At 59.7% G+C, this 24,850-nt stretch carries 24 protein-coding genes and 1 riboswitch; of the genes, 5 read left to right on the plus strand and 19 right to left on the minus strand.

The window, feature by feature from the left end; genetic code table 11:
• Positions 1–162 precede the first annotated feature (162 nt).
• The 7 genes from G449_RS0105995 to G449_RS0106025 all read right to left on the minus strand — a co-directional run bounded on the left by G449_RS0105995 (position 163) and on the right by G449_RS0106025 (position 6,810).
• Positions 163–1,419, minus strand: a complete 1,257-nt coding sequence (locus G449_RS0105995) for an RluA family pseudouridine synthase (RefSeq protein ID WP_022658407.1) — start codon at positions 1,417–1,419, stop codon at positions 163–165.
• Positions 1,416–2,780 (minus strand): GGDEF domain-containing protein, encoded by a 1,365-nt coding sequence (locus G449_RS0106000; protein ID WP_022658408.1) that lies wholly within the window; start codon positions 2,778–2,780, stop codon positions 1,416–1,418. Before G449_RS0106000 ends, G449_RS0105995 begins: the two co-directional genes overlap by 4 nt.
• Positions 2,781–3,082: 302 nt before the next feature.
• Positions 3,083–3,826: an energy-coupling factor ABC transporter ATP-binding protein gene (locus G449_RS0106005; RefSeq protein ID WP_022658409.1), complete on the minus strand. Its 744-nt coding sequence runs from the start codon at positions 3,824–3,826 to the stop codon at positions 3,083–3,085.
• Positions 3,819–4,580 carry a cobalt ECF transporter T component CbiQ gene (gene cbiQ / locus G449_RS0106010; RefSeq protein ID WP_022658410.1) on the minus strand — a complete coding sequence of 254 codons (762 nt, stop codon included), beginning with the start codon at positions 4,578–4,580 and terminating at the stop codon, positions 3,819–3,821. The genes G449_RS0106005 and cbiQ overlap by 8 nt, the downstream gene beginning before the upstream one ends.
• 9 nt (positions 4,581–4,589) lie before the next feature.
• The gene (locus G449_RS0106015) at positions 4,590–5,294 is read right to left on the minus strand and encodes a hypothetical protein (protein WP_022658411.1); all 705 of its coding nucleotides are present in this window, start codon (positions 5,292–5,294) and stop codon (positions 4,590–4,592) included.
• Between the two features lie 17 nt (positions 5,295–5,311).
• Complete coding sequence (cbiM, locus tag G449_RS0106020; RefSeq protein WP_022658412.1) at positions 5,312–5,923, minus strand: cobalt transporter CbiM; 612 nt, start codon at positions 5,921–5,923, stop codon at positions 5,312–5,314.
• 116 nt (positions 5,924–6,039) lie between these two features.
• Positions 6,040–6,810 carry a DUF4198 domain-containing protein gene (locus tag G449_RS0106025; RefSeq protein ID WP_022658413.1) on the minus strand — a complete coding sequence of 257 codons (771 nt, stop codon included), beginning with the start codon at positions 6,808–6,810 and terminating at the stop codon, positions 6,040–6,042.
• A gap of 473 nt (positions 6,811–7,283) precedes the next feature.
• Here G449_RS0106025 and G449_RS0106035 point away from each other — a divergent pair, with 473 nt between their 5' ends.
• Together G449_RS0106035 and G449_RS16230 are read left to right on the plus strand one after the other, a co-directional pair.
• Positions 7,284–7,982, plus strand: coding sequence for a glutamine amidotransferase (locus G449_RS0106035; RefSeq protein ID WP_022658415.1), 699 nt, complete (start codon positions 7,284–7,286; stop codon positions 7,980–7,982).
• Between the two features lie 50 nt (positions 7,983–8,032).
• A complete protein-coding gene (locus G449_RS16230; protein ID WP_022658416.1) occupies positions 8,033–9,010 on the plus strand; it encodes a glycosyltransferase in 978 nt (325 codons plus the stop codon).
• A gap of 99 nt (positions 9,011–9,109) precedes the next feature.
• Here the strand turns inward: G449_RS16230 and G449_RS0106045 are convergent, their stop codons facing one another.
• Together G449_RS0106045 and G449_RS0106050 are read right to left on the minus strand one after the other, a co-directional pair.
• Positions 9,110–9,565: a hypothetical protein gene (locus G449_RS0106045; protein ID WP_022658417.1), complete on the minus strand. Its 456-nt coding sequence runs from the start codon at positions 9,563–9,565 to the stop codon at positions 9,110–9,112.
• 239 nt (positions 9,566–9,804) lie between these two features.
• Entirely contained in the window at positions 9,805–11,088 is a 1,284-nt protein-coding gene (locus G449_RS0106050; RefSeq protein ID WP_022658418.1) for an O-acetylhomoserine aminocarboxypropyltransferase/cysteine synthase family protein, read from the minus strand.
• A 171-nt stretch (positions 11,089–11,259) separates the two neighbouring features.
• Between G449_RS0106050 and G449_RS0106055 the strand changes: the two genes are divergently transcribed.
• Complete coding sequence (locus tag G449_RS0106055) at positions 11,260–12,594, plus strand: competence/damage-inducible protein A (RefSeq protein ID WP_022658419.1); 1,335 nt, start codon at positions 11,260–11,262, stop codon at positions 12,592–12,594.
• Between the two features lie 94 nt (positions 12,595–12,688).
• On the opposite strand, the gene G449_RS0106060 is transcribed toward G449_RS0106055, so the two are convergent.
• The 5 genes from G449_RS0106060 to G449_RS0106080 all read right to left on the minus strand — a co-directional run bounded on the left by G449_RS0106060 (position 12,689) and on the right by G449_RS0106080 (position 17,076).
• Positions 12,689–13,021 (minus strand): DUF190 domain-containing protein, encoded by a 333-nt coding sequence (locus G449_RS0106060; protein ID WP_022658420.1) that lies wholly within the window; start codon positions 13,019–13,021, stop codon positions 12,689–12,691.
• A gap of 9 nt (positions 13,022–13,030) precedes the next feature.
• A complete protein-coding gene (gene crcB, locus G449_RS0106065) occupies positions 13,031–13,420 on the minus strand; it encodes a fluoride efflux transporter CrcB (RefSeq protein ID WP_022658421.1) in 390 nt (129 codons plus the stop codon).
• A gap of 152 nt (positions 13,421–13,572) precedes the next feature.
• Positions 13,573–13,631: riboswitch (Fluoride riboswitch) on the minus strand.
• A gap of 65 nt (positions 13,632–13,696) precedes the next feature.
• Positions 13,697–14,638: a hypothetical protein gene (locus G449_RS0106070; RefSeq protein ID WP_022658422.1), complete on the minus strand. Its 942-nt coding sequence runs from the start codon at positions 14,636–14,638 to the stop codon at positions 13,697–13,699.
• 150 nt (positions 14,639–14,788) lie between these two features.
• Positions 14,789–16,420, minus strand: coding sequence for a bifunctional metallophosphatase/5'-nucleotidase (locus G449_RS16235; protein WP_022658423.1), 1,632 nt, complete (start codon positions 16,418–16,420; stop codon positions 14,789–14,791).
• A 98-nt stretch (positions 16,421–16,518) separates the two neighbouring features.
• On the minus strand, positions 16,519–17,076 hold the full coding sequence (locus tag G449_RS0106080; RefSeq protein ID WP_022658424.1) for a cysteine hydrolase family protein: 558 nt from the start codon (positions 17,074–17,076) through the stop codon (positions 16,519–16,521).
• Positions 17,077–17,227: 151 nt separating this feature from the next.
• Here G449_RS0106080 and G449_RS0106085 point away from each other — a divergent pair, with 151 nt between their 5' ends.
• Positions 17,228–17,902: an FmdE family protein gene (locus tag G449_RS0106085; protein ID WP_245559834.1), complete on the plus strand. Its 675-nt coding sequence runs from the start codon at positions 17,228–17,230 to the stop codon at positions 17,900–17,902.
• Between the two features lie 11 nt (positions 17,903–17,913).
• Positions 17,914–19,200, plus strand: coding sequence for a glycoside hydrolase family 3 N-terminal domain-containing protein (locus G449_RS16240; protein ID WP_022658426.1), 1,287 nt, complete (start codon positions 17,914–17,916; stop codon positions 19,198–19,200).
• A 334-nt stretch (positions 19,201–19,534) separates the two neighbouring features.
• On the opposite strand, the gene G449_RS0106100 is transcribed toward G449_RS16240, so the two are convergent.
• From G449_RS0106100 to rplJ, 5 genes are all read right to left on the minus strand, one after another.
• Positions 19,535–21,094, minus strand: coding sequence for a c-type cytochrome (locus tag G449_RS0106100; protein ID WP_022658428.1), 1,560 nt, complete (start codon positions 21,092–21,094; stop codon positions 19,535–19,537).
• 2 nt (positions 21,095–21,096) lie between these two features.
• Positions 21,097–22,449: a cytochrome ubiquinol oxidase subunit I gene (locus G449_RS0106105; protein WP_022658429.1), complete on the minus strand. Its 1,353-nt coding sequence runs from the start codon at positions 22,447–22,449 to the stop codon at positions 21,097–21,099.
• A gap of 3 nt (positions 22,450–22,452) precedes the next feature.
• Entirely contained in the window at positions 22,453–23,316 is an 864-nt protein-coding gene (locus G449_RS16245) for a c-type cytochrome (RefSeq protein WP_022658430.1), read from the minus strand.
• A gap of 460 nt (positions 23,317–23,776) precedes the next feature.
• Complete coding sequence (gene rplL, locus G449_RS0106115) at positions 23,777–24,157, minus strand: 50S ribosomal protein L7/L12 (protein WP_022658431.1); 381 nt, start codon at positions 24,155–24,157, stop codon at positions 23,777–23,779.
• 51 nt (positions 24,158–24,208) lie between these two features.
• On the minus strand, positions 24,209–24,733 hold the full coding sequence (rplJ, locus tag G449_RS0106120; RefSeq protein ID WP_022658432.1) for a 50S ribosomal protein L10: 525 nt from the start codon (positions 24,731–24,733) through the stop codon (positions 24,209–24,211).
• Positions 24,734–24,850: the final 117 nt, after the last annotated feature.

The following is a 24,850-nucleotide window of genomic DNA, read 5'->3' on the forward strand; positions in this document are numbered from 1 at the left end:
GATTTGCCAGGCGAGATTGCAAGCGTGAAGCGGAGTGCGCCGCCATGCGGTCATGCGCTCCGATGAAAAGAAAGCGCCCGGAGCATATGCTCTCTGAGGCTTCTGGCGTGTAGTGCCGCGCAGGCCGCGCGGCAGCCAGGACAGTTGGGTTTTGAGACTGCTTTACTGGCGTAAAAATTTATTTTTAGCACTTTGTTCCGTCAAAGGGAAGACCCCGCATCCGCCCCCATGTTCCGGGGCCGTCATGGCCGCGACAGGCTCTGGCATCTGCTCAAGGGCATGCGCGCCAGGCCACGGCGGAAGACATGAAAATACGTGTCCGCAGGGCATGGTTACGCGCAGGGCATGCAGCAGCAGGCTTTCCGGCTCCAGGGCAGATTTTTCTGTCGTGCCCATGCGGGCCGGGGCCGGGAGGGCGTAGGCCCCGCGCGGCACATGGCGGCGCGGGGGCGCAGCCTGCCCGTACTTGGTGTCGCCAATCACAGGATGCCCCACGGCGGCAAGCTGTACGCGGATCTGATGCGTACGGCCTGTCAGCAGGCGCACAAGCAGCAGGCTTTGCGCCTGCTCCACCCTCAGGGGGCGAACCATGCACAGGGCCTCGCGGCTGTCGGCCTCGCCGGGAGCAGCCGGGCGCACCTTTTCGTAGCCCTGGGCTGTGTCCTTACGCAGAAAGTGGCGCAGAAGCTGCGTTTCGGCAAAGGGCCAGCGGCCCTGCACCCAGACCACATATTCCTTGGCCATCGTTCCATCGCGTATGGCGTCCTGAGCCTTGGCAAGGGCTTCGTACGAGGCAGCCACCAGCAGTACGCCCGAGGTTTCCTTGTCCAGCCTGTGCACGGGCGTGGGCTTGAAGGGCGCGCTTGCGAAGTAGGCGGCCAGCCGGGAACTGAGGCTGTCGTCATGCCCGGTGCCGGGATGCGTAGGCAGGCCTGCGGGTTTGTTAAAAGCCCACAGGTACCCGTCTGTGCCGATCATGGGCGGCAAAGGAGGCGAGTCAACCGGCTGCGTGTCGAGAGCTGTATCCGTCAGCGGCTGGGGGGCCATTTCTGACGCGCTTTCTTCCGCCATCTTGAAGGCAAAGGGAGGAAGACGAACAATGTCGCCTGTCTGCACACGGGCAAAAGGCTTGCATCTGCTGCCGTTGATGCGCACCTGACCAGTGCGCACCCAGCGGTGGAGCAGGGTGGGGGGCAAGTTCAGCCGCCTTTGCAGGAACTGTAACAACTTTTGGCCGCTTTCGGTCTCCTGGACTATCGGCTGTTCCAGCGGCGATTGCCTGCTGATGCCGATGCCAGAGTCCTGGGCCTGCGTAGGGGGAGGGTTATCTTCCGACATGGGGATACTCTGGCGCAAAGCCAGCCTTGCGTCAAGAGCGGCGGGGGCGCGGCCTGCGCTGGCCTGCCTGTTGCGCGTCACAGATAGCGGCAGTCGTTCATGGAAACCTTGGCAAAGGTGTGGTTTTCAATCCAGTCCCGAACGCGCTGGCGTGTCTCGGCCCTTGTGGTCAGTTTGTTCCGCAGCATGGCCCGGTCTGCCTCCACAATGGCGTTGGCAATGCTTGTCTGCATGTTTTCTGTGCAGGCGGAACCCATTGCCAGCAAGACCGGGGGACGGTTTTGCTGGCTGTTGTGCCTTTCAAAGCGCTGCATGAGCTCGTGCAAAATTTCGGCAACCTTCAGTCTGTCGCATCCAGGCAGTAGCACGGTGTATTCATCACCGCTCATGCGCGCCACGCAGGCTGCGGAATCCAGCCCGCCGCGCAGCAGCAGGGCCGCCTGACAAAGCACGGTATTGCCTTCTTCGTGCCCAAGGTAATCGTTAATCATTTTCAGTCCGTTGACATCGGCAACGACTATCCCCACGGGCCGAACGGCGTTTTGCTCCAGCTCCTCCACGGTCATGGTAAAAAAAGTTCGGCTGCGCAAACCTGTGAGCGGGTCGTTGCGCACCATGTCCTCAAGGTGGGCTCTGTCGGCCTGGCTTGCGCTGATGTCGGTATGCAGGCCCACCACACGTGTGGCCCTGCCGCTGGCATCGCGCTGCGTAACATTGCCGCGGCCAAGAATCCAGGCCCAGGTGTTGTCTGCCCTGCGCATGCGGTAGGTGCATTCAAAGGTGTCGCCGTGGGAGGGCGAGGCAATGATGTCTTTTTGTATGGGCACCACGTGGGCGTAGTCTTCCGGATGAATCTTCTCTTCCCAGCTGCGCAGCGTTGCCGGGAAAATCTCGGCAGAGTAGCCCAGCATTTCAATGTAGCGGGGGCTGTAGTAGACGGTATTGGTATTGGCGTCCCAATCCCACAGTCCATCGCCGGAAGCATTGAGCGCCAGCATCAGGCGGGCGGCATCCTGCGTGGAGTGCGGCGTGGCAAGGTGCTGCATGGAAAAACGCGCGGATGGCAAAAGCTGCTGCGTCTGACGTTCCACCGCGCTGATGCAGCCAACCACACGCTCTGCCTGCCCGGCACCGTTGCGCGCAAGGGTTATAAGCTGGGTTCGCGCCATAAGACCGTTGATGGGAAAGCATATTTCCATATGCGCGCCGATGTGGCCTTCGAGAAATGTCTGCAACGATTGGCCGAGTATCTCCCTTTTATCCTCATGGCATGCGCCAAGAAATGCCGCCATGCTGCAAGGAGCATTTGCCTCAATGCCGAGCAGCCTCCCGGCTCCAAGGCTGAAGCTGAGGAGGTCTGAGGCAACGCGCCATTCCAGCACGGCATCGGTCGTGTCCGTCTGGATAAGCGGCAGGGGGAGGCTGGGATGGGGTTCGCGCATGGCAATCCTTGGGAGGCCAAGATATGGTGCCAAAAGACAGGAATCTGACGCAGAGCATAAATTGCTGCGCGACCCTACTATTGTTCAGGAAAGAATGCTACTGTCATTTTATATATACAAGTAGATATTGGGCGCGGAAATCATAACGGGGGGCCTGCCGGGGGCAAGCCCGTGGGCAACGCCTGCACTGCTTTACAGACGGGCGGGGCGAGGCGGCAGGCTGGAGAATTATTTTATAGCAGATAGCTGCTGGCGTATTGTTCTAGCATTGTTGAAGATTTTCGCCAGCAAGATTGTTTTGGCTAATGCTCGTGGGGTTCGTTGCCCAGCGGGTGGGCGTGCATATGGGCGTGGGCAGAGGAGGGGGCGCAGGCGCTCAGTCGATTGTTGGCGATGGTGAGGTACTGGGTGGATGTTTGCGCCAGAAAATCCCAGTCATGGGAAATGGTTATGCGCGCCGTGTCCAGGCTGCCCAAAATGTCGATGATTCGCTGGCGGGCATCGTTATCGAGACCGTTGGTGGGTTCGTCAAGCAGCAGCGCTTCGGGCTTCATGGCCATCACTGAAGCCAGGGATACGAGCTTTTTTTCGCCGCCGGAAAGCCGATGGGTAAGGCGGTTTTCAAATCCGGCCAGGCCGAGATCGCGCAGGGTGTCCAGAGCGCAATCTCTGGCATCATCGGCTGAAAAACCGAGATTCAGCGGGCCAAAGGCCACGTCCTCCAGCACAGTGGGGAAAAAGAGCTGGTCTTCTGCGTGTTGCAGCACAAAGCCCACCTTGCAGCGCAGATCGTAGAAATCCTTTTCGTCCTTGAGGGGGGTGCCGTGAAACAGTACCTGACCCGCCTGAGGCCGCGCCAAGCCCGTGATGCAGCGGAAAAGCGTTGTCTTGCCGCTGCCGTTGGGGCCATAGAGGCCGATGCGCTGGCCTGGATGCAGCGAAAAATCCACATCGCACAGCACGGTGCGCGGCGAGTGGCCCTGCCCGTAAGCAAAGCAGATGCCCTCAAGGCTGAAAATGGCTGCATCGTGATGGTGGTCAGACATTGAGGCCTCCCAGGCATTCAACCGCGATTATCCCCGCCATGCACAGCAGCAGGCCCAGTGCGAAAATACAGTCGCCCTTTTGGGCGTGGAATACCGTCACCGATCTGAAATGGCCGGAAAATCCCCGCAGAACCATAGCCTCGCGTACCCGCAGCGAGCGCTCGTAACTGCGCACCAGCAGCAGGCCCAGCAAGGATGCCAGGGTGCGGTAGGTATGCATGCTGGTGCGCGGGCGAAAACCGCGCAACCGTGCTGCCACCAGCAGGGTGTGCCATTCCTGGGCGATGACGTGAACGTATCTGGCTGTGAAAAGAAAGAGAAAAACGAGCTTGGGCGGGCAGCGCAGCCGCTCCAGCGCATGACCGGCGGTGGGGGCGTCCATGGTGGCGACAAGCGCCAGAAAGATGCAGGCAATGGCATTGGACTTGATGCTCACCAGCAGTGCAAGGCGCACGCCTTCGGCGCTGACTGTGAGCATTCCCCATTGCGCCAGCGGGGTTCCCGGCGTGGTCAGGGGCGTTACACACCACAGAAAAACAATGAAGATATTGATGGCGCCGAGGCGTTGCAGCAGCGCGCGGGCAGGCGGATTGGCCACCGCCAGCAGTGCCAGCCCCAGAGCAAGGGCCATGCCGCAGGCGGTCAGGCTGTGCAGCAGCGAGATGCATACCGCAAGCCCCCCTGCGAAGGCCATGCGAACGCGGGGGTCAATACGCTGTATGAGCGATGGGCGAACAAAGGGCTGGTCAAACACTCCCAGCCATTACCCCCGACGCCCCTTGAAGTAAAGGGCAATGCCCGCCAGACCCACCAGCCAGCCGATGCCGCCGAAAATTTCAGAAAATCCGGGGCGGGACACGCGCATTTCCGCAAGTTCCCGGCGTATGGGGCCAAGCTTTGCGTCCAGCGCCGCGTTGACAATGGTTTGCAGTTCCCCGGAGCTGACGCCGACAGCGCTTGGGGCGGGTGCGGCCGCGCCTTTTGCTCCGGGGGTTGCGGCGGATACTGCGTGTGTAACCGGAGATGTTTTTTCGGCAGCAGGAGCCGCCGTGTCCTTCGCTTCCGGTGCACTGGCGGGAATTGTGGGCGTCTGAATAGCCGCCAGTTCGGCGGCGTCCATCATCCATTCGTTCTGATGGCCTTCGCCAGCCTTGACGACAATGCGCAGGCCGTGGGTCTTGCCCTCAGCGGGAACAGGAAAACGGTACACGCCCTGATCATTGGTGCGGCCTTCCTGCAGTTTTGCGCCTGTGGCAGCATCGTACACTACCACCTGTCCCTGCTTGACCTTATTGCCGCCGTTAAAGCCGCATTCCGCAACAACCTGATCCCCTTCTGTCCAGGCAAAAATATTGACCCGATGGGCATGGGCCGCCTGGGGCAATACCAGCGTGATAAGCAAAAGCAGCATGGGCAGCAGTGCGGGCAATACGGGCGAGAATGCCCTGCGCGAGCAAATGGAAAGCATGGAGACTCCTTATGGCCTCAGGCCGCGCTCAGGCGCAGCATTTCAGGGCGGACCCTGGCGATAAAACCCACGGTCAGCATGGTAATAAGACCTTCGGCCAGCATGATGGGCAGATGCGCCAAAAACAGCAGCCGCGCGGCTGTGGCAAAGCCTTCATCGCTGGAGGCAAGAGCCACCGCCGTCAGCAGGCCCGCGCCCATAACGCCCAGAGCGCCGCCGCAGAAAGCGGCAATCTTTTGTCCTGCGGGTGTGGGCCACGCACGGCACAGGCCGCGAAACACATAGCCCGCCACAACGGCTGAAAATCCCATGGTGAAGGTGTTGACCCCCAACACCACAAGGCCGCCAAACTGGAACAGAAGCGCCTGTAGCGCCAGTGCCGCCAGAATGGCCGGAAAGGCCGCCCACCCGAGTATCACGCCCAGAAGGCCGTTGAGAATAAGGTGCGCGCTGGTAATGCCGATGGGCACATGGATAAGCGAGCCGACAAAAAAAGTCGCGGCCAGAATGGCCACGGTCATGAGCCGGTCATAATCGAGTTTTTTCAGGCCCAGGGCCGTTCCGGCGGCGGTAAGGGCGTAACCCGTGGCAAGCACGGCAGGGGAAAGAACGCCTTCGGCAATATGCATGATCAATCCTTTGATGGGCCTTTGCCTGGCTTCACCTTGCAAGGCCGCTGGCGCAGAGGCCGAACCGGAAGGGGCAATTTCCGGCCCGGCTTGCCGCAGCCATACTTGGCGCAGTATTACTTGGTTTTGGGTGCGGCAAAATTCACCCACATCACAGCGCCCAGTTCCACTTCCTTGGCTTCACCCTTGTATTCCATTTTTTCGGCGGAGGTGTTCAGGGCCGCAAAACCCCACCATCCCGCCCAGGGAATGCCATAGGTAAAGACGCCGTTTTCATCGGTTTTTACTACCTGGGTGACATAAAAATCGTTGGGGGCGGTGTGCGCCTTGCCTTTGTTGTAGCACTCCACTTCCACGTCCGCTCCGGCAACGGGCTTGCCGTCAAGCAGAACGCGGCCACGGAATACATTGCCTGTGTAGTTGGCAAAGGGGCGGGTAAGGGGCACGATTTCCGTTTTCAGGCCAAGGGGGGCATCCCAACCTTCCTCTTCGCCAAAGGCGGCCACCACGGTCTTGGTATAATGGATGATGAACTTGTCTTCCGCAGGTTCAAAATAGGGGGCTGGCTCAACGGCAAACTGGTACACGCCGGGCTTTTTGATGCCATAGGTGGTTTGCCATGCCTTGTGACCCAGCACGGTGGCGGGCTTGAGCGTTGCCTTGATGTCTTCTGTTTTCCCGTCATGGGTGACGGTAGCCGCCGCAGGCGCGGCCATATCCATGCCCTGCATCTCCATTGGGTGCGCAAAGGAAATCTCCAACTGCACATTGGCGTCCTTTTTGTCGGCAACCGTGGGGGTGGAGGGAATGACCATGCCGAAATGGGCCTGGGCCTGGGTTCCCCACATGAGCAGCAGAGCAAGGCTGGCGCAGCAAATTTTCCACATAGAAAGTTCCTGTTGGTTGAGGTGGAGGGGGTTGCCGCTATGGCATGACGTAGCTGGATGTGTAGTAACAAAAAAAATAAATTTGTAGCAAGATGTTTTTGCCGGGCAGGCTCGGCATTCTTGCGCTTCATCCACAAGCTGCGTACTATGTGAGATGGAAAACTGCTGGTGCAGACGGCTGGCGCAGTTCAATCAGGGCAGATTTGTTTTGCAATTGCCCTGAAGATTGTGCGGGAAGACGCAGCAAAGATGCTCAGGATCGCTATGATTGCGCGACAGCCGCTGGAGTCTGCGATGTTAGGATGGTGAGCCTCTGCACCAACAGGTGCATTGCTCGAGGTTGGTTTCCTGGGCGCGTACAACTTCCCCCCGTGGCGTTCAGAATGCCCGCAGAGTGACGGGCGCAAACGCTGTTTGTCGTGTTTGCCCATATGGCAGTCAGTGTAAAAGGCATTTCAGCATCGGGAGAAAGTATGAAGCGTTGCGTTGCTATTCAGCATGTGGCTTTTGAAAATCTGGGTGTGTTTGTGCAGCCGCTTGAAGAAGCGGGTTTTGCGATCAGCTATGTGCAGGCCGGGGTTGTGCCCCTGGAGCCGGAGCTGTGGAAAGATGCCGACCTTGCCGTGGTGCTGGGCGGCCCCATTGGCGTGTATCAGGAAGATTTGTACCCCTTCCTTGCCGATGAAAAGGTGCTTATAGCAAGCCGCCTTGCCTCTGGCCGCCCGCTGCTGGGCATCTGCCTTGGCGCGCAGCTTATGGCCAGCGCTCTTGATGCCGATGTGTACCCCGGAACTGCCAAAGAGATTGGCTGGGGTCAGGTTGAACTCACCCCGGCGGGATTGAGCGGCCCCCTGGCCGAGCTTGCGGGCGCACCTGTGCTGCACTGGCATGGCGATACGTTTGATCTGCCCCGCGGTAGCGATTTGCTTGCCTCAACGTCCATCACGCCGCATCAGGCCTTCCGGCCCGGGCCGGGGCAGCTTGGCTTGCAGTTTCATGCAGAAATGGACGCGGTCCTGATGGAAACCTGGCTTGTGGGCCATTGTTGCGAACTTGGCGTCAACGGCTTTGACCCCCGCGCCATACGCGAAGACGCTCATAGGCTTGGCGCTCAGGCGCGGGCCGCAGGGCTGGCTTTTATGCGCCGCTGGTTGATGGAAGAGGTTCGCTAGAGTAAGTCTGCACATCATTCTGAATCACTGGTCGGTACAGGAGTGTTCAGATGGCCAATCCTGTTGTAAACATCACCATACCTGTTTTTAACAGGTATCATCTTACGCAGAAGACGCTGGTGGCTCTGCGCAAAACAGCACCAAGCATTTCATTTGCGGTTACAGTGGTGGACAACGGCAGCGATCAATCCCTGCGTGATCGGCTGGTGGAACTGCACAAAGACGGGATTATCGACAATCTCTTTCTGCTGCCGCGCAATATGGGCATATCCTGCGCCTGCAACATCGGCTGGCGCGCTGTGGACGCCCCCTATTACATGAAGCTCGACAACGATATGGCGGTAATAACGCCCCACTGGCTTGAGAATCTTTTCAGGCTGTGGGCGCACGGGGCCCCTGTTTCTACACTGGGGCCAACATTCAAAGCGCATGATATGGTGAAAAACCCAGGCACGATCACCAGCGAAGACGGCATACTTGGCATTTGCAATTCCAATTTAATGGGGAGCGCCATTATCATCCCCAAAAGTGTTTCAGACATACTGGGCTGCTGGAGCGAAGATTACGGCCTCTACGGCGCAGATGACGGGGATTACGGTGCCCGCATGAACTGCGCCGGATTGCCGCAATACTATTATGACGCCAATGATTTTTTTGTAAACGGCGGCAAGTACGACAATTCGGAGTACGAAGATACGGATCTGAATAAGGGCAAGGAACATGCCCGGCTGTTCAAGGATGAGTCCGGCGGTATGGGATTGTTTGTATTGAATTATCATCTGTACAACATGTGTGTTCGCAACTGGAAGGTGCCCTTGCGCTACCGCATCAAGGATATGGATGGTTATAACGTCGTGCTGGAGGAAGATCCCGCCTATGCGCCCATTCAACAGGCCCTGAGTCGCAGCAAGGAGCTGCTGGACAATCTTGTTGCGGCAGGCCGCACTAACGACGTTTATTCAGATGCCGTGGTGAATCGTCTTAAAAGAATCTGGAAAGGCTGCGGGCAGGAATGCGCCCCCTTGTGAATGCACTTTTTGGGGGCAGGAAATAACATCAGGGGCTGTCAGCAATGCCGACAGCCCCTGATGTTTTATCAATCCTTGAAATTGGCCGAGAGAATTCGCCTACTTAGGCAGCAAACTGGCGTATTCCGCACTCTTTACATATTTTTTGATAAATGCCAGGCCAAGCTTGCGGTCACCGGTGATAGTCGTGACCATAAAAATATCGCCAGACGCCGCCACCCATGACTGGCAAGGGGTCTGCTGCTGGGTGAAGGCAAAGGTGTATTGTCCGTTTTTTTCCACCGGGGGCTTGAGCGCCTTGAACTGGTTGGCGAACATTTCGGCAACAGTTTTGGTATCCGCGCCGCCGTTGGGCCCGGTCACAAAACCCACCGTGGAATTGCCCGAAGCATTTGAAAAGATAACGGTGGTGGTTCCCTGATTTTCTGTGGGAGCCATAACGGCCTTCCAGTTGTCGGGAAGGTCTACGGAAATATACTTTGTACTCACCTCATCTGCCAGCACGGGCGTGGCCAGGAGCATGACAAAAAGAAGAACCGCAAATTTTCTGAACATGAAAATTCTCCTGCTTGAGAGCGCACAGTTAACGGCGGGGGGTTGCCCATAGGGGACAGGCTGTCCCGGTCGCAGTGTATTACAATGGATCAGCCAGTTGTATGCAATGGCCCCTGAAAAGACAATGCCTTTTACTCAAGCCAGCCAGGCTAAAAAAGGCCCCGCCGCGTGTAGCGGCAGGGCCTTTGAAACCGTGCTGCGGTTCCGGGTGCGCGGCGTGCGCCGTGCAGCGGGCCGGGTTAGCCCAGGGCCTGGGCAATGTCTTCAATAATATCATCCACGTGCTCAATGCCAATGGAGAGCCTGACCGTGTTGGGTCGGATGCCCGTTTCGGCAAGTTCCGCGGCGGTGAGCTGTGAATGCGTGGTGGAAGCGGGGTGGATAACCAGCGATTTTGCATCTGCTACGTTGGCCAGCAGGGAAAAGACCTGCAACCTGTCGATGAATGCCCTGGCCTCCGCCGCGCCGCCCTTGACCTCAAAGGTAAAGATCGAGCCGCCCCCCTTGGGAAAATAGCGCTGATACAAGGCATGGCTGGGGCTGTTGGCGAGGCACGGGTGGTTGACCCGCTCAACCTTGGGATGCTTGGTCAGATATTCCACCACTGCCAGCGCATTGCTGACGTGGCGCTCAACCCGTAGCGAAAGGGTTTCCAGCCCCTGCAGCAGGATAAATGCGTTGAAGGGCGAAAGCGTTGCACCAAGATCGCGCAGCAGGATGGCCCGGGCGCGCACTGCATAGGCCGCCGCGCCCACTGCCTTGGTAAAGCTCAGGCCGTGGTAGCTCGGTTCCGGCTCGCACAGCCGGGGGAACTTGCCTGAGGCCTCCCAGTCGAACTTGCCGCCGTCCACAATCACGCCGCCAAGGGTTGTGCCATGGCCGCCAATAAACTTGGTTGCCGAATGCACAACAACGTCTGCCCCGTGCTCGATGGGGCGCAGCAGCCAGGGCGTGGCAAAGGTATTGTCCACCACCAGGGGGATGCCGTTTTTGTGGGCCAGATCCGCCAGCGCTTCAATATCCACAATATTGCTGTGCGGGTTGCCCAGGGTTTCAATAAAAATGGCCTTGGTGCGTGGTGTGATGGCGCGCTCAAAAGCGCCGGGTTCATCAGGGTCCACAAAGGTGGTGTCTATGCCCCAGGCCTTGAGCGTGTGCGCCAGCAGATTGTAGGTGCCGCCGTAGAGGGTTTTTTCGGCCACAATGTGGTCGCCTGCTTCGGCCAGATTTTGCAGGGCATAGGTGACCGCTGCGGCGCCGCTGGCCGTGGCCAGGGCCGCAACGCCGCCCTCAAGCGCTGCCACGCGCTGTTCAAAAGCGTCCTGCGTGGGATTGGTCAGGCGGCTGTATATGTTGCCGGCATTGCTGAGGTTAAAGCGAGCCTCAGCGTGCGCACAGTCGTCAAAAACAAAGGATGTTGTCTGATAGATCGGTACGGCGCGCGCCCCGGTAGCCGGATCCGGCTGTTCCTGCCCTGCATGAACCTGCAGGGTTTCAAAACGTGGTTTCTTTTTTTCGCTCATCTCTGTCCCCTGATTCTTTTGCAGTTTGTATGATCCTAGTCGACAAATAATTTCTTAGTAAATTGATAAGAAATGATTGGCCCAGATATTTGGGCTTGTCAAGCAAGCCCTGCCGGGAAATCTTGCGTGCGCGGCGCGTCAGTCTTGCGCCGTGCAGGCTGGGAGACTAGGATGCTCAACGGCACGTTCCACGTCTTTGCAGGCGGGACGCGCATCAAGAAAAACGGAGGCCGCATGAAGGCGGAAATAATATCGGTCGGCACAGAACTCCTGCTGGGGCATACGGTCAATACGGATGCAACCCATGTGGCGCGGGAGCTTTCCGCACTGGGTATGGATCTTTTGCAGGTGCATACCGTGGGCGACAATCCGCAAAGGCTTGAGAAAGCCCTGCGCGAGGCCCTGGAACGCGCGCAGGTGGTCATCACCACCGGGGGCCTTGGCCCCACGGAAGACGATCTGACCAAGGAAACAGTAGCTCTGGTGGCCGAAGCGCCGCTTGAGGAACATGCGGACAGCATGGCGCGGCTGCGGGAATATTTTGGCACACGCCCCATGTCGGCCAATCAGGCCAAACAGGCCATGTTGCCGCGCGGATCCGTGGCTTTTCCCAATCTGGCGGGTACGGCCCCCGGCTGCGCCACGCCTGCGGGCGAGGGGCGCTGGGTACTCATGCTGCCTGGGCCGCCTTCCGAACTGCTGCCCATGCTGCACGACAGCGCCGTGCCCTTTTTGCGGAGCATGAGCGGGTCGGTCATTTCATCGTTTATGGTAAAGACCTTTGGCATAGGCGAGGGCGTGGCGGCCTTGCGCATTGCGGGGCTGACTGGTGGGGCCAATCCCACGGCGGCAACCTATGCGGGCGATGCGGAAATGTTTGTGCGGGTAACGGCCAAGGCGCAGGATGCCGCCGCTGCCGAGGCCCTGGCTGCCCCCATGGTGGCGGAGGTGCGCAAACTGCTGGGGCACTTTGTGTACGGCGTGAATGTTGCGGGGCTGGAGACGGTGGTGGTGCAGGAACTGGCGCGTCAGGGCAAAACCCTTGCCACTGCGGAATCCTGCACCGGCGGTCTGCTTGCAAAGCGCATCACTGACCAGCCCGGCGCATCGGATGTTTTTGGTTACGGCATGGTAACCTACGCCAACGAGGCCAAGGAACGGCTGCTCGGCGTGCCGCACGATGTGCTGTGCGCGCAGGGGGCCGTCAGCCCTGAGGTGGCGCGGGCCATGGCTCAGGGCGTGCGCGAGTGCAGCGGCGCGGATTACGGCATTGGCATCACGGGCGTGGCCGGGCCCGGCGGCGGCACGCCGCAAAAGCCTGTGGGCCTTGTGTATATTGCCCTGAGTGATGCGGAGCATGTCTGGCTGCGCGTCATGCGCCCGCAAGGACGTTATCTGGGCCGCGACTGGACTCGCCGCCTTGCCTCAAGCCATGCGCTGGACATGCTGCGCCGCCGTCTTGCCGACCTGCCAGTGGAAGACCAGTGGAGTCTGGATCAGGCCTAGTTTCTATGGGCTGAAACTGTGCCCCCCCCGGCAAAAGCGGTCTGAGAGGCCGCTTCCGCCGGGGGGGTCTTAATTGGGAGGGGGCCGTCTGCGGTCAGGCGGGCTGATTTTTTCCCGAGCAGGTGATGCCGAATTCCACCGGGATTTTCATGTAGAAGATTTGCAGATTTTCCTGCTCAATGCGGGCAAAAAGCTGCTCGCTGTGTTCCGGGCTCACGGCCATGGTCACTTCCATGGGCTGCTCGCCCACATCAAAAAAGCGTGCGCTGTGGTATTTGCCGTCGCGCCCGTAACCGCCTTGCGCCGCGGCAAAGGTTGCGCCCTCAACGCCAATGGCCTTTGCTTCCTTGAGTAGCCATTCCGCAATGCTCATGTGCCCGTGCGAGCGCCCCTGCTGCGTATAAAATGTCAGTTTGTAGCCGTTCATGGCCTGCTCCTAACGAAAGAGGGATTTGAGAAGCGAAACCGCGCCAAGGCCCATGAAAAAACAGATCAGCGAGCCGCAGACGTGCAGGGTTATGGCCCCGGCGGCCATGCCTATGCGTTGTTCCTGCAGCAGGGTGCCGATCTCTGCCGTGAAGGTGGAAAAGGTGGTGAGGCCGCCAAGAAAACCGGTGATGATAAGCAGCCGCCATTCGGGGGCCAGACCGGGCAGCGAGTTGAACACACCCAGCGAAAGCCCGATGCCGAACCCGCCGAGAAAATTGGCGGCCACCGTACCAAGCGGAATAGCCGGAAAGATGGAATTGAGCAGCATTGAAAGCACCCAGCGAAGGCAGGCCCCGGCCCCGGCCCCCAATGTGATGACAAGAACGTTTTTGACCATGCGTCAATCCGTTATGCGGTGCAAGTACGGCTGTTAAAGGCCCACGCTGCCCGCGTTTTCATGCTTGCCGATGGCAGCGGTAATGCCCCGGCGTTGAATAAAAAAAGCAACCGCGCTTGGGCGCGGTCGCAAAATAGTCTACCAACGCCCTGGCCCTGGTAGGAGTTATCAGCAAATGCGGTTCAAGGGGAACTCCATCCCCTGAGTGATTTCTACATCTGCCGGGGCCGCAAGTAAACCCGTTTTCGCTGTAAGGGCACCGCATTCACTGCAATGTCAGCCCTGCTTTTTATCCCGGCTGCACAGGCGGTAATAAAACAGCAGCACGTACAGGGGGGCCAGGTAGGCGGCGGCCATGATCGCCTCTGTGGCGCTGAAAAATTCCATGCACACGATCATGACCAGCACATTGTTGATAACGCCAAATGAAATCTGAAAGGCCATGCCCACCTGCCTGCTCATGCGGCGGGCCAGGGGGATGGCGGCAAGTGTCATGACGAGGCAGAGCAGGGAGGCCGCGCCCAACGATTTGAGCAGCAAATCGGGTGATTGGCGCAGCAGGTCGCCGTAGTGGCTGAAAATGGCGATGTTGGAAACCACGATGGACACGGTTATGAGCGGGAACTGCCAGCGCAAAAGCAGGTTGCGCAGCCCGTCAAGGTGGATGCGCGTAAGGTGCGCGGCGGCAAAGGGCACAAGAATGGTCACGCAGAGCGACAGGCTCATGTGCCCCAGTTCCAGATGCGCGGGCATGTTGAGCGGCTCAAGCCCCAGCAGGCGCAGCGCGGCATCGGTAGCGGAAAGCACGGCGGGCAGGCTTGCGGGCAGCAGCAGGGACGTGGCGATGTTGGCCACAAGAATGAGCGCCGTATTGGCCCCCACCATAAGCGAAAAAACAGCGGCCATGACCCCCACGGGCGCAGCCCCCAGCAGAAAGGCTCCCAGCGCAAACTGGGGCATGCACAGGCGGAAGACCGCAAGACACAGCAGCGGCAGCACCGCAAGCCGCAAGGCCACCAGAAAGCAGAGTGTGCCCTTCATGTGGCGTATTTCGCGCATCAGGGCTTCCATGCCCACAGCCAGAAAACTCATGTAAAGCATGAAAATGAGAATAAGGCGCGGCATTGCGGCAAGCGGCTCTGCCGCCTGGGGCAGAAAAACGCCCGCCGCCATGGAAAGCAGCGAAGAAAGGACCATGATAAGGTCGCGGGAATTCATAAGGCCTCAACTTTTTCGCCACACTGCCCAACATGCCTGCCCTTGGCAAGTCCCAAGGGCAGGCATGTTCTGGTACTCTCAGGCACGCGTGGCATGGTCAGGCATCTGTGCGCAGGAGCCGCGCGGTTCAGCCTGCGTCCCTTGCGGCAATCAGTTTGTCTGTCGGATCAGGCGGTCAGGCGGCAAGGCCGTCAGCGGGCTGAATTTTTTGATGTATGCCGCCAGCACGTCCACATCCACCGGGTCGGGGGCTTCCACGGGCGATCCTTTGGCAAGCATGGCGTAGCCATCGCCCCGGCGTTCCAGATAATCCACAAGAACCACCCGGTAGCGGGCGGCAGGGTCAAGGGGGCGCGCGGCTCCGCCCGCGTCCAGCAGCTCTGCGCGCACAATGCGTTTGCCGGACGGCAGAGCGGGATTATACACGTAGCGCAGCCCCGCCGTGTGCAGCAGGGGCGATCCCACGCCTTTGTAGTCGGCCACGCCGTGTTCCAGCGCTGCCAGCAGTTGCTCGCCGCTGAAATCGCGAATGATGACCTTGTTGCCAAAGGGCAGCACGGCCAGCATGTCGCCAAGGTTCAACGCGCCCTGCCGCAGAGGGGCGCGCAGCCCCCCGCCGTTGATAATGGCGGCCTGCGCTCCGTATGCGCGGCCATAATCCAGCATGGAATCGGTCGCGATCAGGCCGGAAAGGCATTCACCTACGCGGCACTGGTGCAGGCCGTCAGGCGCATTCAGGTTGTTTTGCCCCACGGTAACGGAGGTGAAGGCTTCCAGCTTTTGGGCATACTGGGTGATTTTGGCTTCCACAGCCGGGTCGGGCGGAATGGAGGCATCCAGCGGCAGGGCCTCGCCCTGCCAGCGCACGGGGACGCCCTGCGCGTCAAAGGTCACATCGAGCTGCCCCAGATACTTGGCAAGCGCACCGGCAGTGACCACCAGAACAGGCTTGCCCGAGGGCGAATGCTCCACAATGGGGTACGGCCCCTTGGATGATTTTGGGCCAAGGTAGTCGTGGGTGTGACCGCCCACGATGATATCCACGCCGTCCACGCTGCGGGCCAGTTCCAGATCCTTTGGCAGGCCAAGATGCGTCACGGCTATGACGTGTCGCACTCCCTGCTTTTCCAGCTCCGCCACGGCCTTTTTTAGCGTGGTTTCGCTCTTGTAGAACCACGTTTCGGGGCAGGCTGCGGAAAGCGTGCGCACGCTGGGGTTGGCAAGCCCCACAATGCCCACCTTGACCCCGCGCACCTCCTTGATGATCCAGGGGCGGAACGGCGTTCCGCGCAGGGGACAGCCGGGGCGGGCATCCAGATTGGCGGCCAGCACGGGATAGGGCTGCGCCCGCACAAATCCGGCAGTGGCTTCGCAGCCGTCGTCAAATTCGTGGTTGCCCAGCGTCATGGCGTCATAGGGCATCAGGCTGTTGATGTCGGCCAGCATGGGGCACTTGTTGGCGGTAAAAAACAGGGTGCCCTGAAACTGGTCGCCAGCGTCCACGGCCAGCACGTTGTCGTGTTCCGCGCGGGCGCGCTTCATGGCTGTGGCAAGGCGGGCAAAACCGCCCGTGCAGCCTTCGGATTTCAGACAGGCGTTGCCGTGGGCATCCCTGCCCGCAAGGTAGGAGTGCAGGTCGTTGGTGTGCAGCAAGAGCAGCTCGAGGCCTGCCTTTTCCTGCGCATGGCAGGGTAGGGAATCCAGCGAAAAGCCCGTAAACAGGCTGGCCCATAAAAACAGGGCCAGTGCGGAAAAACGGAATCGCAACAGGAATGACGCCATGATATTGCCCCCTGATGGAGTGTGCAGCGCGCATAGGCGTTGATGTGCAGTGTAAACGGAGTGTTGCGCGGTTCAGAGCAGTTTGTGGATGCAATGACCTAACTGCTCTGGCTGATGGACGCGCACAGTTCCTGCGTGCTGCGCACCTGAGCGAATACCTGCCCAAGGGCCGCCATGTACGCTGTCTGCACATGGGCGGCGCATACGGTTTTGCCATCGTGCCCAAGATCGCGGGTGGCGCAGGCATCGTGGGCAAGATGGCAGGTGAAGCCAAGGTCGAAGGCGGCGCGGGTGGTGGTATCCACGCACATGTGGGTCATCATGCCCGCTATGGCGATGTCCGTGATATTCTGCGCATGGAGCAGACCAAGCAGTGTGGTGTCGCGGAAGGAATTGGGAAGGTGCTTTTCCACCACGGCCTCGCCCGTCAGAGGAGCAAGGCTGTCATGAATAAGCGCCCCCGTTGTGCCGGGCAGAAAAAAAGTGGCCGTAGGCGCAAGCGAAATATGCTGCACATGAAAAACAGGTTTTCCTGCCTTGCGAAAAGCCTGGAGCAGCAGGGCGGCATTACTGGCCGCAGCCTCGCTGCCGCAAAGCTCCATCTTGCCGCCGGGGAAGTAATCGTTCTGAATATCTATGATTATAAGAGCCTGCATGTGAGGTGCCTCATGCGGATATGCCGCCCGAAAGGTTAGTGCGGAATGCTGGTGCATGAATCTGACCGTGTGCAACCGATAGCAGCCCGCGCTCTGCCGGGTCAAGCACTGCTGCAGCGCGTACTTGACGCTGGGCGGCAAATGATGCCAAGTGACGGAAGGCATTTTGCCTCTCGGCGCAGCCATCCTGCCTGCGCACCCCACCTTATCTTCCGCACACGGCGGGCAGCACGACGGAATATCCATGAATATCGGCGCGTATACGTTTTCGCAGTTCCACGGGATCGCAGAGGAGTTTCACGGTTGCGCGGCCCCCGGTCTGCTTATCGGCGGCTATATGGTCGAGCTTGCCAAGGGTATGCTGCCCGAAGGAACCCTTTTTGAAGCAGTGGCGGAAACCAGCAAATGCCTGCCGGACGCGGTGCAGCTGCTCAGCCTGTGCAGCACGGGCAACAAGCGTTTGCATGTGCGCGATCTGGGACTCTACGCGCTCGCGCTGTACAATAAAAAGACGGGCGTGGGCGTGCGCGTGAGCATAGACCCGGCAAAACTATTCGCCTATCCGGAAATCCGTAGCTGGTTCATGAAAGAAAAGCCCAAGCATGCGCAGGATATTGTGGAGCTTGAACGGCAAATTGAAGAAGCCGGGCACAGCATCTGCAAGGTGCAACGCGTGCAGGTGGACAAGGTTTTTCTGGGACATGGCCATATGGGCACCATCGGTATTTGCCCCCGCTGCGGCGAGGCCTATCCGCTGGATCATGGCCCGCAGTGCCTTGGCTGCCAGGGGCAGGCTCCCTACACAACGCTTGATCCTGAAAGCTGAGGTAAAAAGCCGTGTCTGATGCTGTAAACAGGGGCAAATTCCCCAATGTTTCGCGCTGTTCCGACAGCCAGATTCTTTTTGCTGCCGCGCGCAAGGGTGGGGTCACGCTTTGTCTGCTTGGGCTGGCGCTGATTTTTTGTTTTTCGCCCCTGCTGCGATCCGGGGCCTCGGCTGCGCAGGCCGCGCCCGCCAAGACAAGCGCGGGCAGTGCCGCGCCATCGCTGGACGTCATGATCGGCTCCATGCTCATGCTGGGCTTTCGCGGGGCGGATCTGCCCCAGGGCGATGCCTTTCTTGCGCTGGTGCGCGCCGGGCATGTGGGGCATATTATCCTGTTTGACCGGGATGTTACCACCGGCGGTGAACGCAATATCATTTCGCCCCAGCAGGTGCGGCGGCTCACGGCCACGCTGCGGTCGGCGTCCCCCTGCCCCATGTTCATAGCTGTTGATCAGGAGGGCGGACGGGTGCGGCGGCTCAAGCCGCAACGCGGTTTTGCCGATCTGCCTTCCGCCCAGAACATGGGCGCGGCCAGCCCGGAGAAAACCCGCGCCATCGCCCGGCAGCTGGGTGTGGAACTGGCCTCGCTGGGAATTTCTGTTGATCTGGCCCCGGTGGCGGATGTGAACAGCAATCCCGCCAATCCGGCCATTGGCGCGCTGGAGCGCAGCTTCAGCCCCAATCCGGCGCTTGTGGCCGCGCACGCGCTGGCCTTTGGGCAGGGGCTGGCGCAAAGCGGCATCATCCCCGCGCTCAAGCATTTTCCCGGTCAGGGCGGCGCGCAGAAGGATTCGCATCTGGGGCTGACGGACATCACCCGCAGCTGGAATGCCAAGACCGACCTTGCGCCCTACGCGCAGGCCTTTGCACAGGGCTGGCCCGGCATGGTGATGCTTGGGCACCTGTACCACAAGGGGCTTGATCCGCAGTATCCTGCCACGCTTTCCCGCGCTGTTGTTGCCGACCTGTTGCGCGGGCGCATGGGCTGGCGGGGCGTGATCATCAGCGATGACATGCAGATGAAGGCCATCACCGACCATTACGGCATGGAGCAGGCAATGCTGTTGGCCGTCAACGCCGGGGTGGACATTCTGCTGTTCGGCAATAACTTGTATTGGGACGAAACCCTGCCCCGCAAAGCCTTTGATGCCTTGCGCGGGCTTGTGGAAAGCGGGCGCATTTCGCGCCAGCGGATCATGGAATCATGGCTGCGCATCACTAACCTGTACGCAAGCCGCGCCACTGCCGCCAGGGCCGCCGCCGATGGATCTTCGGCGTTCTATCCCTGGACCAGATAAAGCGGCGGAGGTTTTATGGATACATTGATTCTCCTGCTGGTGTTTGGCGGTATTGCCGCCATATACCTGCTTGCCCTCAAAAAAGGCTGGCTGCCCACAGACCGGCTGAATTGCGGTTGAATACCCTTTGACAAGCAGCGTGCCCTGCTTGATGACGAAGAACGGCGTTTGCGCAGCAAGGCCAGAAAAGCCGCCCGCAAACAGTGTAAGTAACTGATTGAAATCAAAGCCCCCGCTCCTTCATGGAACGGGGGCTTTGTTATGGGACTCTTTGAAACTGGTCAGGCAAGCCTGTATGGCGCAACGAGGCCTGAGGGCCAGCCCGCCGCCCAGGCTATTTCCCGTTCTTGTTATGCGCAGCGCGGAAGCTGTTGCAGATGATGGCGAGGTCTTCGCGCACGGTCTGGGGCTGGTTCCGGTAGCCGGGCATGCCTGTGCCGGGGTAGCCCTCGGTAATGATTTTGAGGGCCTGCCCGTGGGTCAGGCTGCTGCGCGTGAAATCGGGCGGCGGGGGCTGCATGGCCCGCCCCGAGGGGCTGACGCTGCCGTTGGCCGCGTGGCATTTGGCGCAGGTGCCTATCCATACTTCAAGCGAAAGAGGGCTGATATCGCGCGGGGGCGGCGGCGTGGCTGCATACATGCCAAAGCGCTTGCCCATGACGTCCAGCAGGCTCTCCAGCTTTTCGCGGTCGAACATGCGAAAATAGGGCATGCCTGTGCCGGGGATGCCGTCGCGCACCATTTCATACACATAATCCCGGTCGGTGCGCATGGTGGTCAGGTCTGTGGCGGGGATGCGCAGGCGTGAGGCTTCCGCCCCGTCACCATGCCCGGTGAGGCCGTGGCACGGCTCGCATGCGCCGTCATAGATGGTGTCGCCATTGTCGTACACGGTGCGCAGCTTGACGGCAAAGGCGTCCAGAGCCTTCTGGCTGAAGGGGGCCAGTTCCTGAACGCGCTGTTCGCGCTGGGCCGTAGCCTCCGCCTGCCCAGGGGCCAGCGCCTCGTTCTGCATGAGCTGGCGGGCCAGCAGCATGGAGACGAAGATAAGGGGCAGCAGGGCCAGCAAACGGTAATCGGCGGTTGACGATTCCGGCCTCAGAATCCAGACCGCCGCGCCAAGGGCCACTGCTCCAAGGCTTATGAACGACAGCACCGGGACAGACAGTTGCGGCAGTATGGTTGCCAGCAGGGCCAGCCCTATGACTGCCTGAGCCGCAAGAGCGCCTAGCAGCCACTTGCGCAGCAGAGGGGCCTTCTGTTTTTCATTTCTGGCGGAGAAAAACAGGTGAAAAGCCGCGCCAAAGGCCACAGCCGCGCCCAGCACGTGCAGGTAGCGCAGCACCCAGTGGGGCATCCACTGCGCGTCAAAGCGGATGCCGCGGGCGGCAAAGTCGGCCCACTCCGCAGGGCGTTCCATGAGGGTCAGCGCCCCGGTAAAGATGGCGGGTACGGTCATGAGGGCCGCAACGCCCACCAGTCCGCAGATGAGGGCCAGCCACGCGCTGGTGCCCAGCTTGTGCGCAAAACCGTCAAACAGCAGAAAGGCCGCGATCAGCAGCGGAATAATCGCCAGCCACGCATATGAAAAAAGCCCTGTAACCGTAAAAAAGGCATGCGGATGGCTTATCTGCATGAGCAGCAGCGGGCCAACGCCCAGCACCACGGCCAGACTTTTGAGGCCCATGTGGGAATGGGCCACGTGTTCGTTCCAGTGCTGATCGGGCGTGGGCTGCCGCAGCAGATCACGCAGAAAGAACAGCAGACTCAGTATGGCCGTGCCAAGCATGAGCAGCACAAAGAGCAGATGCAGGCCGAAAGTGACGAAGAGCAGCCCCTGCATCCAGCCTTCGGGCAAGGGTTTGTTGAGAAACAGGTCTGTCCATTGCTGCATGGCTACTTCTCCCTGGCGGCTTGTTGGGCGCGGCGGGAATAGTTGGAGGAAAGCTGGAACAGATACTCCGTGAGCAGTGCGCGTTCCTGCTCCGAACCCACAAAGGGCGTCATGTAGGGGGCCAGCCTCTGCGTAATGCCCAGCATGGCGTTGATGCCGTCTGCCGAGCGCCCAGCAAGGCGCTGATCAATGCCGTTGATGCCGCTTTCCGCATGGCATACGCCGCAATTGGCCGCAAAAAGCGTTCTGGCGGCCTGGGTTGCCGGGGGCAGATTGCCGCTGGTGTTGACCCAGCGCAGCCGGGGCAACAGTGGGGCGTTCTGGGCGGCCAGCGCTTCGCTTTCCACAAGGGTTATCTGGCTGGCATGCATATAGCCCGGCATCAGGTACGGGCCGCGAATAAATTCGCGCACACGCTCAAATTCCATGACAAAGCACAGGCTCATGATCAGGGCCGGAATGCACAGCAATCGGCATGCCAGCCGTGAGCGTCCAAGCGCCGCCAGCGCCGTCAGCACGAGTACAAGCGCGGCAACCGCGTTGGCCGCAGGCAGAAAGTCCGGCATTTGCGAGAGGTAGGATGTGGCGACTGAGAACTTCCAGTGCGTGAGGTAGGTTTGCGGCACCCGCGAAAAATACACGTAGGTGGCCGCTGCCGTCACAGCCAGAGAGAGCAGCAGCGCTGTTCCGCAGACGCGTAAGGCTCTGCCGCGTTCTTCCGCCGTGCCCTTGAAGCGCCAGGCAATCCAACTCATGAGCAGCAGTATGCCCAGCGCCATACCGCCGGCGACACGCAAAAAGCACTGCGGCACAAAGGTGGGGTTGAAATAGGCCTCGGCAAAGCTTCTGGCCCACGGCCAGCCCTGCGGGGTAAGCATGAAGCCCAGAATGCCGGTGATAAGAACCGCAGAGATAAAGGACGCCACCACATAGCCCCAGCCAATGGCGGCCAGTGTGCCGGGTTTGCGCGTTATCAGCCGATCCCACTGGTAGTAGTAGCAGAGCAGCAAAATGACTTCGGCGGTAAAGGCGAACCATTCAATAAACCATGGCCAGAAAAACAGGTGGATAAGCGCGCCAATGCCTTCCGGAGCGAGGCTTCCGGTCAGAATCCATATTCCCACGCCCGTGACCGCGCCCACAGAGGTGGTAATCACCACCAGCGGCCCCAGCAACCGGCGGGCAATGTCGGCCCAGAACGCGCCCTTGCCCTTCCACGTGAGGGTTTGAAAGATCACCAGCATGGTCATGAGGCCGATGGCCAGCCCGTGGCTGATATAAACGTGCAGCACAGCATTGAGGGCAATGGTCATGCCGTCGCCCACCACAGGAATATGCAGGATGGGAAAGTTCATGGCCTATTTCCCCTGCGGCGCTTTGGGCGCGCCAGTTGCCGTTGCGGGCTTGGCGGGCGCGTAATGGGTGCGGGGCTGGCCGTCCACATAGGCCGCCACGTCAAGGGCCTGTTCCGGCGTGAGGTTAGCTGCCTCAGGCGGCATAAAGCGATGGGTGTACACGGCAAAGGTGTTTATGTCGTGCATGGTGGAGCCGTCAGTGTATGCGCCACTGCCCCAGAGCGGGGGGGAACCGTCGCCCGCATCGCCGTGGCAGGAGGCGCAGTTGTCTGCATACACGCTGGCCCCGCTGGCGGCATCGGGCTTGTGGTTGCTGTCAAGCTTTGCGGGCAGGGCCCACGGCAGCTTGGCATAGACGGGAATATCTTTTGAAATCCAGTGCAGATAGGCGAGCACAGCCTGCATGGTGCGGCTGTCGAGGGCCGGGGGCGCGGCATTGAGGTTGCGCGCAAAGCAGTCCTGCACTTTCTGGGCAAGATCGGCGCTGTAGCCGTGGCTTGGCAGAAAGCGAGGATAGGTTGCCGCAACGCCCACAAGGGTGATGCTCGCCTTGCTGGTGCCGCCTTCAAGATGGCAGGTGGCGCAGGCGAGTTCGTTGCCCACGTGCTCGGGGGCGTACTGCGCCGTATCGTTGATAATATTGTAGCCGAGCATGACGGCTTCGCGCATGTCTTCCGGCGCGTCCTGCGGCTTTGGCGGATTGAACTGCGGTTCTGCTGCCGGGCCTGCCTGCAAGGTTGCCAGCGCCTGCGGCGCAGGGGTTTGCCGCACGGCAGCCCCGTAATGGAAAAAGGCCAGCGTCCATGCGCCAAATATCAGCAGAATACAGGTGAGCGTCAGGGCGTAAAGCAGAGTGCGGTTGTTCATGGCGGCTCCGGTTAGAGCTTTTTTACGTTGAAATGCTTGCGTGACGGTGGATTACCTTCGCCATGCAAGCACCTCGCAGCGCGGATTTTTACAAAAATCCATGCAGAACAGACAAGCATGTTCAATGTTGATCTGCTCCAGCGGTGACCGTGACAGAAACAGGCCAGCTTGAAGCCAAAAACAGGGCAGACCGGCCACAGGCTGAGGCCGCGAATTTTCAAGATATATTGTATATGGGTATCAGAACTTCCCGCTATGTCAACAAGGCGGGACAAGCGTTTTTTTCATATGGGCCTGAAATCTTGGGTCAAGTTGGCAAGGACCAGCGGATTGGAGGAGGGTGGTGGCTGGCGGGAGGCACACCGCCATGGAATGCTTGTATAATTTAGGCTGTCAGGGATTGACCGCAAAAAAGGCGGAACCCGAAGGTTCCGCCTCAAAAGCACGGTATAAACCGAACTTACTTCACTTCGACGGTGGCGCCGGCTTCGGTCAGCTGCTTCTTGGCTTCTTCAGCTTCATCCTTGGACACGCCTTCCTTCAGGGTAGCGGGGGCGCCGTCAACCTTTTCCTTGGCTTCCTTGAGGCCCAGGCTGGTCAGAGCGCGCACAACCTTGATGACGCCGATCTTGTTGGCGCCAGCTTCCTTCAGGATAACGTCGAACTCGGTCTTTTCTTCAGCGGCTTCAGCAGCGGCAGCGGGGGCAGCCATCATCATGGCGGCGGCAGGCGCAGCAGCGGAAACGCCGAACTTTTCTTCGAGTTCCTTGATGAACTCAGAAAGTTCGAGAACGGTCATATTGGAGATAAATTCAACAACTTCTTCTTTGGTAACGGCCATGATAAGTCTCCTGATCTTTGGCTTGAGTGCAAATAATTCGATGGTTGCTTGCTATGCGGCGTTGGATTTCTGATCTTCGATGCCCTTGAGGGCATAAAGCAGACCACGCACCACGTTTGCAAACAGCGAAACAAAGTTGGTGGGCACGGCGTTCATGGTGCCGAGCAACTGACCGAGGAGCTGTTCCCTTCCGGGCAGCTTGGCCAGTGCGTCAATCTGGGCGGCAGTCATAGCCTTGCCGTCCAGGCTGGCGCAGCGAAGCTCAAAGAGCTTGCTTTGCTTGGCAAAATCGCTGAGCGCCTTGGCCACCGCCACGGGGTCATCGAACCCAAAGGCTACGCCGCAGTTATCATGGAAATTATCCTTGATAGCGTTGTGCGTACCGTCGGTCAGAGCAATACGGGCAAGCGTGTTTTTAACGACGAGATATTCGCCGCCTGCATTACGCAGAGAAACGCGCAGGTTCGTCAGCTCTTCCACCGTCATGCCCTTGAAGTCCGTGATAACCGCAAAAGAAGCCTTGTCGGCGCGGGCCTTAACGGCTTCAATAATTACGGCTTTTCCAGACCTGTTCACGTGATACCTCTCACGTTCGGGGTTGCCAGGTGGAATGCCGAGCCAAAGAAGAAGTGTCTGGACAGGGTATTAAGAGCTTGCGCCCACCTGTCGTCTTCGACTCGAATTCCATATCCT

The organism is Desulfovibrio desulfuricans DSM 642 (genome assembly GCF_000420465.1).
Lineage (GTDB): Bacteria > Desulfobacterota > Desulfovibrionia > Desulfovibrionales > Desulfovibrionaceae > Desulfovibrio > Desulfovibrio desulfuricans.